The organism is Pedobacter sp. (assembly GCF_035317785.1).
GTDB lineage: Bacteria > Bacteroidota > Bacteroidia > Sphingobacteriales > Sphingobacteriaceae > Pedobacter.
Window position 1 is genome coordinate 1 of sequence record NZ_DATHGC010000303.1, and the last position, 15,860, is coordinate 15,860.

Consider the following 15,860-nt stretch of genomic DNA (forward strand, 5'->3'; position numbering starts at 1 on the left):
TGGTAATTATGCCTACCGATTTGGCGTTGACTCCTGCTGCGGCCAACCAGTTGCGCAGCCAGATGTCGTGTGTGCCCCCGGGGAACGTCATGGCAAAAGTCACCTCTTTACGGGCTTTGACAGCTTTAACGGCTTTGGCAACATTCTTTAAATCTCTGAAGCCGACTAATCCGCAGAAATCTTTGGATAGTGTGATGGCCTGTCCGTTGTTGTTCAGCACCATCGCAATTTTCATCTCCGAACCTGCTTTGCCTCCGATTCCGGTGTATACCGAAAATGGCATGGAGAACAGACAGTGAGCGGCGTCCAGCTCACCATTCAATATCTTATCCCGGATAACCGCCCACGATGCTTCCTTGGACAATTGGACGTCGACCCCGTACTTTGCAAAAAAGCCCATTTCTTTTGCGATAACCAGGGGAGCGCAGTCAGTTAGCGGAATAAAGCCTAATTTCACTACCTTTTTAACAGGGTTGGCTGAAGCGCCGGTGAGGAATAGCAAGGTATATAAAGTCCCTGCCAGAACTATTTTGACTATTTTTTGTAAATGTATATTCATTTGAATTGGGATTAATACCGGTTTAAATTATTGTTTGATTGCTAGGGGCTTGCTGTAAAAAAAATCAGGGGTAAACTTAAGTATGAGATAAGCCCAGGTGCCTGTTTTATCAAATGATGCCGCGGTGACATCGTTTGTGGCCTGTGCTTTTGCATATGGCATGTTGCTAGTTGCCTTCATGAGGGAATAGCCCAATTCGATATTGGTAAACTTGTTCATGTTGTAGCTCAGCTGGAGGTCAGCCTCCTTGCCAAGGTTTTTGCCGATGAGCGTTCCGTCAGCTTTTTTCATATCCTGGTTTAATCCAAAATAGTGGAGATCAAGCCCTAATGCAAAAGTGTTGGCTGTATACTTAAATTTGATGTACGGGTTATTTAATCCCCCCTTTGGAGATCCGCTGCCGGCATAGAAATAATCCATATATCCCCAAAACTTATGCGGGGTGCCATAAAGCGGGTCGAAGGAATTGTTTTTGCTGGAGGCCAGGTCTGTAGTTTTGGTTCCTGATAGGACGTCGTAACCTGGTGTTATGCTAAAAAGTCCTTTTTGATAAGTTGCTGCAATGGAATAGTGGAATGCGTTCATTGTGTTTCCGTCCCTGTCGTCTCCTGATTGGTGATAATAGGCGGCTTGTACTGCAATTTTACCAAAGCCTGAAGCATTGCCAAAGGTTGGGCTGATCATCAGACCATAAGTATATCTGTTATTGATTCCATAGTCAAAGGTGTCGGCAGGACTGCTGGGAACAAAACGGCGCCCGTACACGTAGCCTGTGGTAAGGCTGCCGGCAGAATCAAGTTTGTACCGGCCAAAGTTGTCGTTGAAAAGCAGCGCTGAGACTTTGGTCTGGTTAAATTTCCTGCTGAGATAGAGACTGCCAAATGATTTATAATTTTGTGTCGCGCCGTTGGTGCCGGGAGGATTGCTGTAGACAGGTGTTCCTGATTTTGAGCTGTTGTTGACCGTGCTGCCGCCTGCGGCAAGCGGGACGAGACCGGCCGGCAGCGGTACGAGTGTGCCAAGACTATTTTTGACATAGGCGGGTAAATTACCGGGCACATAGTTGGTGTTGGTTACACTGGCAGCATCTGAATTCTGGTTAAATGCATAAGCAAGATCAGCCTGCCAGCCATGATGCATGATTTTTAGCAGAGCCATATCGTGCTGACGTGCCTGTTGCAGCCAGTCCAGATTCCCGATAAGCCGTGAGTCATCATATATTAGTTCCTGCCGGCCTATTTTAAGTGAAAGCTGGTCTACTAATTTGAACTTAATGTTGGTGTCCGCCTTGTTGGCCAGTGTGAGCTCTGCCCAACCTTCATGGAGCATAAACCGATTGCCGTCGGCAGTTGAAATGGTTGAAGCGTCCGCTCCCCAGACCCTGATGTCCTGAACACTTGCGCCAAAGGACAGAAGGTCCCATTTGTAGCCAAAGTTCAGACGGGTGCGCTGCGAAATAAACGCTGCTTTTTTAGCGTCTGATAAAACGAGATTACCATACCCGTCTCGAAGTTCAGTACGGGTACGAAGTTGTGCATTCGGGCTGAATTGGGCTTCCGCCGGGCTGAAACCAAAGAGAGCTGAAATTAAAAATACGGCAAAGATTACGGATTTATAACGTACATTTTTATACATTTGAAAAAGGTTTTTTATTGTTAAAGCGATTGAAAACTATCTGCCTCACTGGGAATGCGACCTCCCGGCGAGGCTTTTTTTTGGGTTAGATTCTCCTCATAGGCAAATTATGTCTGAATTTTTAGTTGTTATCTGGCATAAATATATCCAATATTATGATAATTAACAATTTTATTCGAATAAAATTGGTTTTTAATGATAAAAATCATTTAAATCAACTGTGTTTTTTAAGATTTTTGTTTTTTTTGTCGCGTTTTTTGTTAAAAACATAGTTTTTGTATTAATTTATTCTTTGTTTTTTGTGTTTTTTATGTTGTTTATCCTTTATTTATGTTTTGTTTGTTTGTTTTTTCTCAAAATTTGATTTTAATATAATTTATTTATTTGTTTTTGAGTTTTTGACTGGAAACATAGCTTGAATTTGCTTTTTATGTCATAGTGATTGCTCGTGCTAACGTTTATTCAAAATTGTCTAACTATGCCGTTATTTTCATATGATATTCTTAAATTGGGATAATTTAATTTTACAAATCAAATGAACCACACACCTAATCATTTAAAGCAATGAGAAAACTGATCGCAGTTTGTGCTATCCCACTTTTTTTAATCTCGTGTTCGGCTGTTAAGCAGACAAAATCGGATGGCTGGATCAGCCTCTTTGATGGCAAGACACTTAATGGCTGGAAAAAGAACCAAAATCCAGAAACGTTTAGTGTAGAAAATGGTGCGATAAAAGTAGCCGGTCCGATTTCCCATTTGTTTTACGATGGGCCGGTAAATAACCACGAGTTTAAGAATTTTGAGTTTAAGGCTCAGGTGATGACCAAGCCAAAGGCAAATTCCGGAATCTTCATTCATACAGCATTTCAGCAGGAAGGATTTCCAAATAAAGGATATGAAGTGCAGGTGAATAATTCGCAGGGTGACTGGCGCAGAACAGGTAGTTTATACGGCGTTCAGGATGTAAAGGAAACTTATGTGAAAGATGACGAGTGGTATGAAGAATATATCATGGTTCAGGGTAAAACAGTGACAATCAAGATCAACGGAAAGACAGTTGTTGAATATACAGAGCCCGACGAAGCCGGTAAAAAGAATGCCGGAGGCAAAGCTTTTTCAAGCGGAACCTTTGCGTTGCAGGGTCATGATCCGGGAAGTGTAGTCTTTTATAAAGACATTATGGTAAAACCATTGCCGAATTAAACTATCTAAATGTTTTTTTAATCCTTTACGATAAAAGCAAAAATATTCAATACTTTTATATGTACTACATATAAAAGTATTGAATATGAATTTATTGAAAATTATAAAGGTATTGGGAGTAAGTACCCCGATATTTTTTTGCGGCGGTAGTTTGGATCGTATACAAATTGAGGAAAACCAATATCAGTTGCCCGTTTTAGTCGGTAAACGCGACAACCCGATCATACGGATCAAAATATCAGACATTAAAGAGGGACAAAAGTTAACCAGTATCATAATAAATACTGCAGGCACGTCCAACCTCCGGGATATCAAAACTGTTCGTTTGTATTATTATGGAAAAGATTCTCTTCCCGGAAATATGGAAGCGACCAAAGCCAAACTTTTTTCTTCAACGAGCGCAATAAAAAAGGAAATGGAATTAGAGGGTGACCTGCCCTTAATTACCGGAGATAATTATTTTTGGCTTTCTTACGAATTAAATGAGCACGTTAAGTTATTTGATCAGGTGGATGCAAAGGCCATGACCTTAAAAATAGATGGGAAAAACATTGCATTTAATCAATCGGAAAATGACATAAAACAGCGTGTAGGTATTGCTCTTAGAAAACATGGAATGGATGGAATAAATACATCGCGCATTCCGGGATTAGCCACAACCAATAAAGGAACGCTGATTGCGATTTTTGACGCACGCTATGATAGCGGGAGGGATCTGCAGGGGAATATAGATATCGGCATCCATAGAAGTGACGATGGTGGTAACACCTGGAAGCCAATTCAAATCGCTATTGATATGGGTAAATGGGGAGGCCTGCCTGAAAAATTTAATGGCGTTTCTGATCCATGTATTTTAGTAGACAAAAATACTAACGCTATATATATAGCTGGATTATGGATGCATGGCGTTATTAATGCTGAAGGTAAATGGCTGGAAAGCTTAAACAATGAAAGTACAGACTGGAACCATCAGTGGAAAACAAAGGGGTCACAGCCAGGTTTTGGCGTGAAAGAAACTTCCCAGTTTATGATTGTCAAAAGTACAGACGATGGAAAAACATGGTCTGAACCACTCAATATCACAAAAATGGGGAAAAAAGAAGAATGGTGGCTTTGGGCTCCTGCGCCGGGACAGGGCATCACTTTAAAAGATGGCACGCTTGTTTTTCCTACTCAGGGGCGTGATAAAAATGACCGGGCCTTTTCAAACATTGCCTATAGTAAGGACGGTGGAAATACCTGGAAGTCCAGCAACTATTCAGGGAAGGAGTCGGGCACAGAAACTATGGTTGTAGAATTATCTGACGGTTCAATCATGTTGAATGGGAGAACCGGCGCAAATAAGGATAAAACCGGGGAAGGTAACGGGAGGGTGGTTGCTGTTACCAGAGATTTGGGTGAAACCTGGACGACACACCCTACCTCCAGAAAGGCACTTATTGAACCTGTTTGTATGGCAAGTATTGTTAGACATGATTATATTTTCAATGGGAAAAAGAAATCTGTGCTATTGTTTTCTAACCCCGATTCGAAAACGACGCGTCACCGGATGACCATTAAATATAGTCTGGACGATGGTATGACCTGGTCAGGATCGTCATCACTTAAACTGGATGAATTTAGCAGCAGAGGTTATTCATGTATGACCAGCATCGACAGTGAAACTATCGGTATATTTTATGAAAGCAGCCAGGCCGATATTGCTTTTCAAGCCATAAAACTTAAAGATTTGTTACCAGACCTGTAAGTATTGCCGATTTTTAAACCATTTGCATACGCCTATTAAATCCCGTTAACTGCGATTTATTTATTCCTTCAAAAAAAACTAATAATAGAGAAATAATAGTTCCGCTTTAATTTGGAATATTAAGATTAATGTTTTTATATTTGATATTGTAAATATGTTCTACATAACTACCAAATAAACCAAGGCATACTTACTAACCAGCATAGCTAACCAATATTACTGTATAACCTTTTAATCAATGCTATTTGATTTCAATAAGAAACGGGATTTTACCCTTGCAGGTAATGCTATTTCAATGGAATAATTAGCGACCATTAATGAGCCTGCAATGAAACAAACCAACAAATATTTCATACTGCTGTACGTCACATTAACCATATTTGGAATATCCTGTTCTAAAGAATTTGAAGAGCATTATAACCCTGCTAAGCGAATAGATAAAAATATTATTCAGATACTAGGCGAAGATCCCGAACTCACGGAGTTTGTGAAGCTCATCGATCGGCTTGGACTGAGAAAGACGCTCGGAGAGGCAGCAATATATACTTGTCTGGCGCCAAAGAATGAACACGTTATCGAATATTTTAAAGAAAAAGGATATGCGGCAATTGATGTTGTCCCTGAAGCTGAACTTCGTCAGTATGTGAATAGCCATTTTATTAACGGCATGTATTATAAGTATGATATAGAAAAAAAATATAAAGATGCTGTAAGTGGACTAAACCCTACGAAAGCTACTTATTATACAACCCGTGCAGAAGGTGCTGTACCCGCCAAATCGATCCGGATATTTACCCCTTCGTTTTTCAGTGTACAGCAAGACGACTACAAAACGTTGTTTAACATGGCTGGAGAAGGGTTTATGGTTGAGACAGCAAAAATCTCTGCTGCGAAATACGATATTGACGCAAGCAATGGAGTGATTCATGTGCTCGAGTCACCATTAGCAATCCAGCCACGGACAGACTTGGCGATAGCCGCCGATCCTCAGATTTCTATATTTAACTCATGGCTTGAAGGGCATGTAACTTATACATTAGGTCCAAAGGATGAGTTTGGGAGGATAGATACAACGCTGATCAAATCTTACTCGCTGAGCAGAAATCTGGCGGATGAAAGGATATTGTCTACATTATTTGCCCCAACAGATCAGGCGATCATGGAATATTTCGAACCTTATTTGTCAGATCTTTACAATACCGTCGACTCGATTCCAAAATTGATTAAAACAGAGATTCTCAGAGGTGTTCTGCTTGCAGATACCTGGTATAAGAGTGATATCATAAGAAATAATCCTGAACTGAGGACGACTACTTACCCTCAGATTGTCAATATGATCGCGCCAACAATTGTGGGTTCTGTACTGGCAAGTAACGGTATCATCTATAAAGTCAATAAGTTTATTGAACCCCCAAAGCTGCACAGCGTTGAAGGCGGGGTATATATGAAGAAACGCATCTATGGGCAATGGAACTGGATGTTTGAAAGAACAGACCTGGAGTCAGGTTTAACAGATGGGTTGTTTTATCAGCATAGCGATAAAACAATACTGCTTCAACCTGATGAAGCCTGGGGTTTCCCTCTTGCTGAAGATATGGACGCCGATGCCCGTTTGATCAGGTTTAATGAATGCCGGACGGGCATTCTAAATGTAGACGTACGGAAAGACGGCGGATTTAGAAATAGGTATTACCCCACTGAATTTGGGTATATTTTATATGAGAACGGTAAGTTTATTGATTACACCGGAAAATCTGTCTCTTTATTGAAATCCCAGCCAACCTGGCAGCGTATTAATGGTGCTATATTCGAAATAGACGGGTTTCTTACTCCTATGGATAAACTGGATGTGACCAGAACCGTTTATGCCCTGGTGCAGAAAGACGCACAGCTTTCGCTATTTAAGGATGCGCTTATTAAGTCCGGTTTGACAGGAGAGTTGAGTTTGACAGGTTTCTTTACTTATACCATACTTGCGCCTACCAATATCGTACTTCAAACTGCAGGTATCTCTGTTCCGGCGATGAATGCGGACCAGGCCAGAAGCTTTGTCAGCAAGTACATTATCCCTAACAGATATATATTTACCGATGGCATGTTTCAGGGAAGTGTGCCAGACAAGGCAGGGGCTTATTTGACTGTGGCAGGAGCCTGGGGAGGCTTTTCTGTGACCAATTCTGGAGGAAAGTCCGTAAAGCCAACGACAGCCAATTTACAAGGGTCCAACGGTGTCGTTCACAAAATTAACCAGATTTTTTAAAGTTGTACTGATTTACAAATGAATAAAATGTTACGAAAGATTTTCATTCTTGCCAGTTTGCTATATAGCCTGTGTATTGGCGCTTATGCACAGCAATCGGATGTCATTAGCGGGGTGGTCTATGACGAGTCCAAAAAGTCGGTTTTCCCCGGTGTAACTGTTATGCTGGTGAACCGCAATAACTTGGTCCTCAAAGGGATTACTACCAATGGCGACGGCAAGTTCCGGTTGAACAAGACGGATGAGGCTTATAAAATTGTCTTCTCTTACGTAGGCTATAAGACGCAAGAATTTGCAATCGGTGCAAAAACGAGTTTTGAAGTGATACTACTCGGCGGTTACAGTGAAATGGATGAAGTAAAAATTGTATCGCAGCGCGTGAAGAAAGCCGATATGGGTTTTGTAACCATTGATAAAAGGGAGCTTAGCAGTGCGGTTGCTTCCGTCGATCTTACGGATCTAAGAAATCTACCTGTTACTTCTGTAGAGCAACTGATACAGGGTGCCGCACCTGGATTGCAGATTGTGGCTGCGAGCGGAGATCCGGGAGCGTCAGCTTCTATCCGCATCCGTGGCATTTCAAGTATATCAGGTATTAATGATCCCCTTTGGGTTGTAGATGGGGTCGAGGTAATCGGTAACGATTATAAGGTACAAAGCATCACAGATTTCGGGTTCAGCCCTATTGGCGATATCGATCCGACCGACATCGAGTCGATCGACATACTTAAAGATGCTTCTGCAACCGCTCTTTATGGCTCCAAGGGCGCTAACGGGGTTATTGTCATCCGGACAAAGCGCGGAAAAAAAGGTAAGCCCGAGTTTATCTTTACGTCTAAGTTCACATTGACTGAAGTGCCTAAGACCATTCCGATGATGTCTGGCGATGAGCACCGCATTTTTTCTATAGAAAGTTTTCGGTCCGGAGTAGATGACGGAAGCTTCCTCACGGAACTGCGCGGAGACTTAACGCGGACGGATGCATGGAAATACAACAACAATACCAATTGGATGGATGTGATCACCAGGAATGGTTATTATCAACAATACAATACATCCCTAAGTGGTGGTGGGGAACGCGTTACCTATTATTGGGGGGTAGGATATACTACGCAATACGGTACGACGAAGGGTACAGGTTATGATCGTTTCAACAACAGATTTAACCTGAACTACACCGTTTCGGACAAGCTTAAGGTGTCGGCAGACCTATCTTATATCAATTCCATAACAGATAAAAGGGGACAGCAGCACCCGATCAACGAAAGTGGGGCAATTGATTTTACCGAGAATGAGATCTCCCCGATGTTATATGCCCAGGAGATTGGCTCCTATTACCCGGTATATTCTCAAAATGGGCTGGACTATTTTGTTGACCGCAGTGACCCGGTGTCCTATACTTCGCGATACAATCCTTTGGCAGTTATCGATTATTCAACTTATCTGACTAAATCAAACCGCTTTATGGCATCAACCGTTCTGGACTACAAAATTCTGAAGAATCTAGACTTCCGTTCACAGGTCGGTGTAGATTTCAGAGAGTCTGGAGATGAGTATTTCCTGCCAGGGTATGCCACAGCGGCTATTCCGGGCGAAGCACTGTACAATGCCGGACTACAGGCGGAAGGACATCAGCTGATGATCAATAACAACAACAGGCTGGTTTGGTCGGCTATTAACAAAAATAACCACAGACTGACCGTTACCGGCGTCATGAATCTGACTTCCGATAGTGACAATTCTACCATCATTAGTTACAGCAATGGCGCCTCTCCAAAGCTGCGGTCTTCAGATGCTTCCGCAGTGATATCAAGTGCATCGGGAGGTTTTGGCGACCGCAGAAATATCGGTACGTTCCTTCAGGGACATTACGCGCTGAAAGACCGCTATTTCCTGACTGTAACCGGAAAAATGGAAGGCGATTCCAGATATGGAAAAGATAACCTCTATACAATTTTCCCCGCAATAGGAGCGGCCTGGGAGCTTTCTAAAGAAAGTTTTCTTGCAAACGCAAAATGGATCAGCAACATCAAACCCCGTTTTGCTTTTGGTATAACAGGTAATCTTCCGAATGTCCTGAACCTATATGACGTAGCTTATTCAACTGGTACCGGTTATTTGGGTGAGACCTATACCTATCCTTCTAAGTTTGCGTACGACAATATTAGACAGGAAAGTACGACGGAGTACAATCTCGGGATGGATTGGAGTTTATTTGATTTCAACTTGTCTGGTCAAATCGATTATTACACCAGAACCACGACTGATTTGCTGCTGAAGGAAACACTTTCTTCTACTTTGGGATATCAAACACAGTATATCAACTTTGGTTCTGTACGCAATAGCGGCTTTGAGTTGGGCATCACAGCGACTGTCCTGAAAGGCAGCGCAACCACCCTTCGCTGGAAGTCGTTTTTCAACATCGCCACCAATAAAAATAAATTGCTGAGTTTGCCGGACAATCTGGATGAGGATTCTTTTACGGCGACAAAGGAAGGCTTTACTTCCAAACTTCAGGCAGGGGACGTGATCGGTGGATTTTATGGACTTAGAGCACTTGGTGTGTATCCTACCGATACCGATGCCATATTGAAGGACAAAGAGGGTAATATTATTTATGCGGCTGATGGTTTTACACCTAAATATATGCGGTATGGTTCAAATACAGGGCATCAATTCAGGGGTGGGGATATGATCTATGAAGACATAAATGGCGATGGGATCATCAACGAACTGGATAAGGTTCAGATTGGGGATGCCAATCCTGTTGTCTTTGGTGGATGGAACAACACCTTCAACCTCAAAAACTGGATGCTTCAGGTCAATTTCCAGTATCAATACGGCAATGACGTTATTAATCTGAGCCGTAAAAATGTAGAAAAGATGCATGATTCCAGAAATCAGGCGCAATCTGTCACCAGCCGCTGGAGAAAACAAGGTGACATCAGCGAGATACCAAGAGCAGAACGGCTTGCTGACTGGAATTATGATGCCTCTACGCGATGGGTGGAAGATGCTTCTTATCTGCGTTTGAAAACGGTATCACTCTCTTACAATTTTAGCAACAAACTAACCAGCAAGCTGGGAATAGGAATCCGCAATATGAGTGCCTTCGTTACAGGGTACAATTTATACACCTGGACCAAGTATCTGGGCATCGACCCGGAAGTACCGATTACCGGCAGTGTGAATATGTTTGGGATCGATAACAATACCACCGCGCCTGCGAGACAGTACACGCTCGGGTTTAGAGTCTCACTTTAATTTGAAAGATGATGAAGATATTAAATACTATAAAATACACATTTCTGGGCATCATGCTTATCCTGACCGGATGTACTAAGTTTTTGGATGTCGATGTGCCTGACAATCTGGTGAAGGACAAGTTCTGGCAAAATAGGGAACAAGTTTATTCCTCGCTGATCGGACTGTATACATCGCTCAATAGCTGTGTAAGGAATTTTCAGGTATGGGGAGATATTAGGTCCAGTTTGTACGCTCCAGGTTTAAGCAATAATTTCACAAACAGCTATGCCCAGTTTCTGGGGCATGATATTTACACTACCAACGGCTTGTTGCCCTGGGAGAACCAATATAAGGCCATTGGGTGGGTCAATGCCTTTATTAAGAATGCTCCCGCAGCACTGCAAAATGATGCAACATTTAAGGAGGCAGAACTAAAAAACATGATCGGTGAGGCCTATGCGATTCGGGCGTTGGTTTATTTCTATCTGGTCAGATCGTTTAAGGAAGTGCCAATATTGAAAGAGCCTTATGAGTCTGATTCGCAGACCTTCAATACGGCACCTTCATCTGAAAACGAAGTACTCGATTTCATTGAAGAAGATTTGGTTCTGGCGTTGAAAGATGCGCCTGAGGCATTTTCAGATACCCGGGAGCGATATGGACGTGTAACTAAGAATGCGGTTCGCGCCATCATGGCCGATGTGAAACTTTGGAGGAACGACTACGCCGCCTGCATAGATATATGTAAAACTCTCGATGCATCCTATGCCAATACACTGGTGAGGCCTCAGGATTGGTACACTATTTTTTATCCGGGAAATTCTCCTGAGTCGATTTTTGAACTTCAATATAGCTTACAGGGACCTTCGTCGCCGCTATATAACTGGTTTGCTGCCGGAGATGGCATAACAGCGATCTATCTGGGCAATCAGGCGAATATTAAGATAAATGCTGGTGATGTACTGTACCCGAGCACTATGCCTGACTTACACTTTTCTGCCGATACGATCAGGTTAAAGAACTATAGCTCGTTTACGACAGCTCCTACATTCGACAATGGCTACACTTCATCATCCTATGAAGTATATAAGTTTTTAGGGCAGGCACCTTATCAACGTGCTTACCGCAGACAAAATGACCGCACCGCAAATTATATTTTCTACCGTTACCGGGAGATTCTATTTATGAAAGCCGAAGCCTATGGTATGCTCGGACAATATGATGAAGCGGAAAAAGTAATCAACATCATCCGTGAACATTGCGATCTGCCAGCCCTTGCTCCGGGAGAAGGGGGGGAAGGAGTTGAATTTTTCACCAGACTGCTAATGGAACGCGAGTTTGAACTCGGATTTGAAGGAAAAGAATGGTTTGCCGCGGTACGTGTTTCGAGAAGACCAGGTTACAATGACATTTTGATAGAAAAAGCTGCGGTCAACAATTCCATGAGACTCGCTTATCAGGTAGTACGGGCCAGGCTGCTCAATACAGAAAGCTGGTTTTTACCTTATCCGCGTACCGAAGTAGAAAACAACCCGCTGCTGCAGCAGAAGGATTACTATAAAAACAAATAATTTAATGTCAATTAAATTCAAGGATATGAAACACTGCATAAATTACTTTTTTTTGAAAAGACGGATAGCCTCTAGCCTTATGCTCACTGCTACACTACTGTTGTTTTTATTTCAGGGTTGCAAACCTGAATTTTCTGGTGCAAGATTCGATGACAACGATGAGCTGCAGGTTATGGATTACCTGGACAACCGGGAAGACTTGAGTACCTACCGGGAATTGATAGATTACGTAAAGAAACGCAACCTGTTGAAAACCGCCGGGACTTACACTGTATTTGTACCCACTAACCAGGCATTTGTAAAGCTCTTTACCCGCTTATCTTCCAATGGAGATAAGGTGAGCTCGATTAAGGATAAGTCACCCGAATTCTGGCTGAACTATTTCAGTTACCATTTGCTGGATAAAAAGATCAATACCAACACATTTGAGCCTGGGCCAATCCCTACGCCGACAGTGCTTACTAATAAATATCTGATTGCCGATATCAGGGAATCTTACAGCGCTATTAAATTGAACAACTTTTCGACCATCAGCGAATCGAATATCGAAATGAGCAATGGTTACATCAATATTATAGACGAAGTGCTTAGTCCTCCGGTGGAAACCATTTACGAAACACTGGCAAAGACAGGCAAGTATAATATTATGCTGGGAATCTTTGAAGAAACGGGGCTGACCAGGTATTTAAAAGACAGCACAATTACACTGATCATAGAACGTGATGAGGTTTTATTAAAAAGCAATTTCAATAAAGCGGATATTGAGAACCTGAACAACTGGGCGGCCTACCACATCATCCCGGATTCCGGATATTTTTTAAACCAGCTCATCAAGCAGAGAATCTACCCGGTTTATAAAAAAGACGCACTAAGTTTTAGCGTGAATAGTCAAGGCCAGTATTTTATGAACTCGACTTTTAAGTTTGATCAATCTCTTGAATTTGGCATTGACAGGATAAGTTCCAATGGCGTTTATCATTCCATAGATACGATTGTAGAAATCGTAGAAGCGCTGCCAGCCACCATCCGGTATAATCTTTATCCGCCTGGAAGTCCGTATGGCGAACAGAATGTATTTTCAGAGGCCCCTGCTAAGATCGTGCTTAATAACGGAACCCAAAGCTATCATCAAAATAAAGAGCTTAAAATTGTCGCTTTTGATGCACAGCAGGTAGGCGATTATTTTTATCTCACCATTCCGGACGTAGCGGCTGGCAGGTATAATATTCGTGTAGTCCATCGTTCGGGCACCAGGGGTAAGTTTCTAACCATTTATAACGGTACCATTGTCAAAGACAATATTGATTTTGCCAAAACCGATGGTACCTGGCCAGATTATAATTACTACATCTTCAACAACTGTGGTGTCATCAATGTGGAAAACCGGTCGGATGTCAAACTTACATTCGCACTTACTGCATTTGCCACAGGAAAGGTAGGTAGTTATTGCTGTGATGTATTGATGGATGCGATTGAACTGATACCTGAATAGGGAGAACATTTTAATGAAAAAAGAATTTAGAACTATGTTAAAAAAAGGATTGCTTTTAGCACTGAATGCGGTGTGCCTTACGGCGCTCGGACAAAACGGGTTATCCGATTCACTTCAGCGTAAAGTAAACATCAAGGCCAGTGCGATGACTCTCAGTGAGTTATTGGTTGATAAACAAGGGATTCAGGTTACGCAGTCCGGCTCAATAGGTTTTGCTTCTCAGCTCATGATTCGCGGAGCCGGCTCAATCAATCTGAATTCATCTCCATATGTTTACGTTGACGGCATCCCTGTAAGGTATTCCCGGTCGTTACCTTCTTTTCTCTCTGTCCATCAGCCCAATCGCTTTAGTTTTGTCAATCCAAACGACATCGAGGAGGTAAGGGTTATAAGAGAGGGTTCCAAACTGTCTGAAATCGGAGGGAGAGGAGCCAATGGCGCTATCTTTATTGAAACAGAGCGTGGCGAACTGGGCGGAACAAAGATTGATTTCTCTGCGAAATCTGGCGTATTACAATCAGATTTCAGTTTGGACCGTATGGACGCAGGACAGTTTAAAAGCTACCTGCGCAACTACTACCTTGAAAATGGAAGCACGGAGACGGAAGTCAACCAAAATCCTGTCCTCGATCCAGGCCAACCCAAGTATAACAACAAAACGAACTGGATCGATCTGATATCCAGAGATGCCTTATACCAGGATTATCATTTAAAGCTCAAAGGAGGGGACGGTGATGCGCACTATATGTTTAGTGTTGGATATGCCAATAAGGAAGGGACAATCGCCGGTTCAGACATGAACCAGATAAACCTGAGATTTAACCTTGATTATAAATTATCACCTAAAATAGAAATCTCCAACAGCCTGGCTTATACCAATGCCAACGGACATTATGCCGAGCAGGGCTTTAACTACGGTATACATCCTTTATTTGTGGCAGCTACTAAAGCTCCATTTATGAACCCCTATTTATATTCAGAATCGGGTCAGGTGACTAAGCAATACGAAAATATAGATGTGCTGGGAAAAAGCAATCCACTGGCTTTGGTCAACAATATGTACAATAGCAATGAAGACAACAGGGTCGATGGAAAAATCAGTGCCAAATGGCTGTTGTCACCTAAAACCACGCTCAACTCGTCATTTGTATTTAACTACATGAGTCTCACAGAAAAGCAATACCGCCCGGCATTGGGTATCATCGCTGATCTGAACAGGATCAGGCAAAATGCTAAAAGAAATTCAAGTGAATCTACAGTATTGTGGTCGAGCTGGCTGGATACCAAAGGGAAGCTTGGCAGTAATAATACGTTTAGCGGACAAGCTGGTCTGTCTATCGAGTCCTATGAAGAAAAGTCGGTGTTTGTGAGGAAAATCAATGCTGGTACTGATGATTATGAAACACTCGAGCAAGGAACAGTAGATTCTGCATCCAATATCAACTACAAGTCCAGATTGTTAACGCTGTATCTTAGAGGCAATGTCGATTTGTTTGATAGAATGCTGGTATTTGCCAATGTGAATGTAGAAGGCTCCAGTAATTTTGGTACCCAGGGCCGCTGGGGCATTTACCCCGGTGTGAAGGCGATTGTCGACCTGCTGGGCCGAAAAAACAGTACTTCTCTGAGTTTGAGAGCAGGCTGGGGTCGTACCGGTAACAATGACTTGCGTGGGTTTTATCATTACAGCCTGTATTATCCCGCCAATTATTTTGGATATGGTGGCGTATACCTGGGTAATGTGTCCAACAAATTCATCAAGCCAGAAATTACCAACACCTACGATGTCGGGCTAACGGTGGATCTCTTTGATCGTAAGCTGACAATAGATGGAGGGTATTACTACAAGATTACCTCAAACCTGATCACCCAGCGTGCGGTGCCAATTGAACTCGGCCTCGACCCGCAATTTGAAAACAATGGTGAAATGGCTTCACATGGAATGGAGTTAAATTTCAATGCCAAGCTCCTTTCAAAAAATAACTTGTCATGGTTGGTCTATGGAATCGTGTCTACGCTCACAAGCCAGGTCAAAGAACTTAACAACGGCAGCATTATCAAATCTGTCGGCGGCATTTATACGGTAGCAAAGGTCGGTGAACCTTTAGGTTCCTTTTATGGCTACAAAGTGCTGGGGGTCTTTGCCA

At 42.5% G+C, this 15,860-nt stretch carries 9 protein-coding genes; 7 read left to right on the forward strand and 2 right to left on the reverse strand.

Going from position 1 to position 15,860, the window contains the following annotated elements; translation table 11 throughout:
• Together VK541_RS19005 and VK541_RS19010 are read right to left on the reverse strand one after the other, a co-directional pair.
• The coding region (locus VK541_RS19005) for a CmpA/NrtA family ABC transporter substrate-binding protein (RefSeq protein ID WP_324371985.1) at positions 1-559 on the reverse strand (559 nt) is incomplete at its 3' end.
• 27 nt (positions 560-586) lie between these two features.
• A complete protein-coding gene (locus VK541_RS19010; protein ID WP_324371986.1) occupies positions 587-2,194 on the reverse strand; it encodes an alginate export family protein in 1,608 nt (535 codons plus the stop codon).
• A gap of 564 nt (positions 2,195-2,758) precedes the next feature.
• Here VK541_RS19010 and VK541_RS19015 point away from each other — a divergent pair.
• The 7 genes from VK541_RS19015 to VK541_RS19045 form a co-directional block, all read left to right on the forward strand.
• On the forward strand, positions 2,759-3,397 hold the full coding sequence (locus VK541_RS19015; protein WP_324371987.1) for a DUF1080 domain-containing protein: 639 nt from the start codon (positions 2,759-2,761) through the stop codon (positions 3,395-3,397).
• 85 nt (positions 3,398-3,482) lie between these two features.
• On the forward strand, positions 3,483-5,144 hold the full coding sequence (locus VK541_RS19020) for a sialidase family protein (protein ID WP_324371989.1): 1,662 nt from the start codon (positions 3,483-3,485) through the stop codon (positions 5,142-5,144).
• 328 nt (positions 5,145-5,472) lie between these two features.
• Entirely contained in the window at positions 5,473-7,404 is a 1,932-nt protein-coding gene (locus tag VK541_RS19025; protein WP_324371991.1) for a fasciclin domain-containing protein, read from the forward strand.
• Between the two features lie 27 nt (positions 7,405-7,431).
• A complete protein-coding gene (locus VK541_RS19030) occupies positions 7,432-10,668 on the forward strand; it encodes a SusC/RagA family TonB-linked outer membrane protein (RefSeq protein WP_324371992.1) in 3,237 nt (1,078 codons plus the stop codon).
• 8 nt (positions 10,669-10,676) lie between these two features.
• Positions 10,677-12,221, forward strand: coding sequence for a RagB/SusD family nutrient uptake outer membrane protein (locus VK541_RS19035; protein WP_324371993.1), 1,545 nt, complete (start codon positions 10,677-10,679; stop codon positions 12,219-12,221).
• Between the two features lie 52 nt (positions 12,222-12,273).
• Positions 12,274-13,713, forward strand: a complete 1,440-nt coding sequence (locus tag VK541_RS19040) for a fasciclin domain-containing protein (RefSeq protein WP_324371994.1) — start codon at positions 12,274-12,276, stop codon at positions 13,711-13,713.
• A gap of 13 nt (positions 13,714-13,726) precedes the next feature.
• The coding region (locus VK541_RS19045; RefSeq protein WP_324371995.1) for a TonB-dependent receptor plug domain-containing protein at positions 13,727-15,860 on the forward strand (2,134 nt) is incomplete at its 3' end.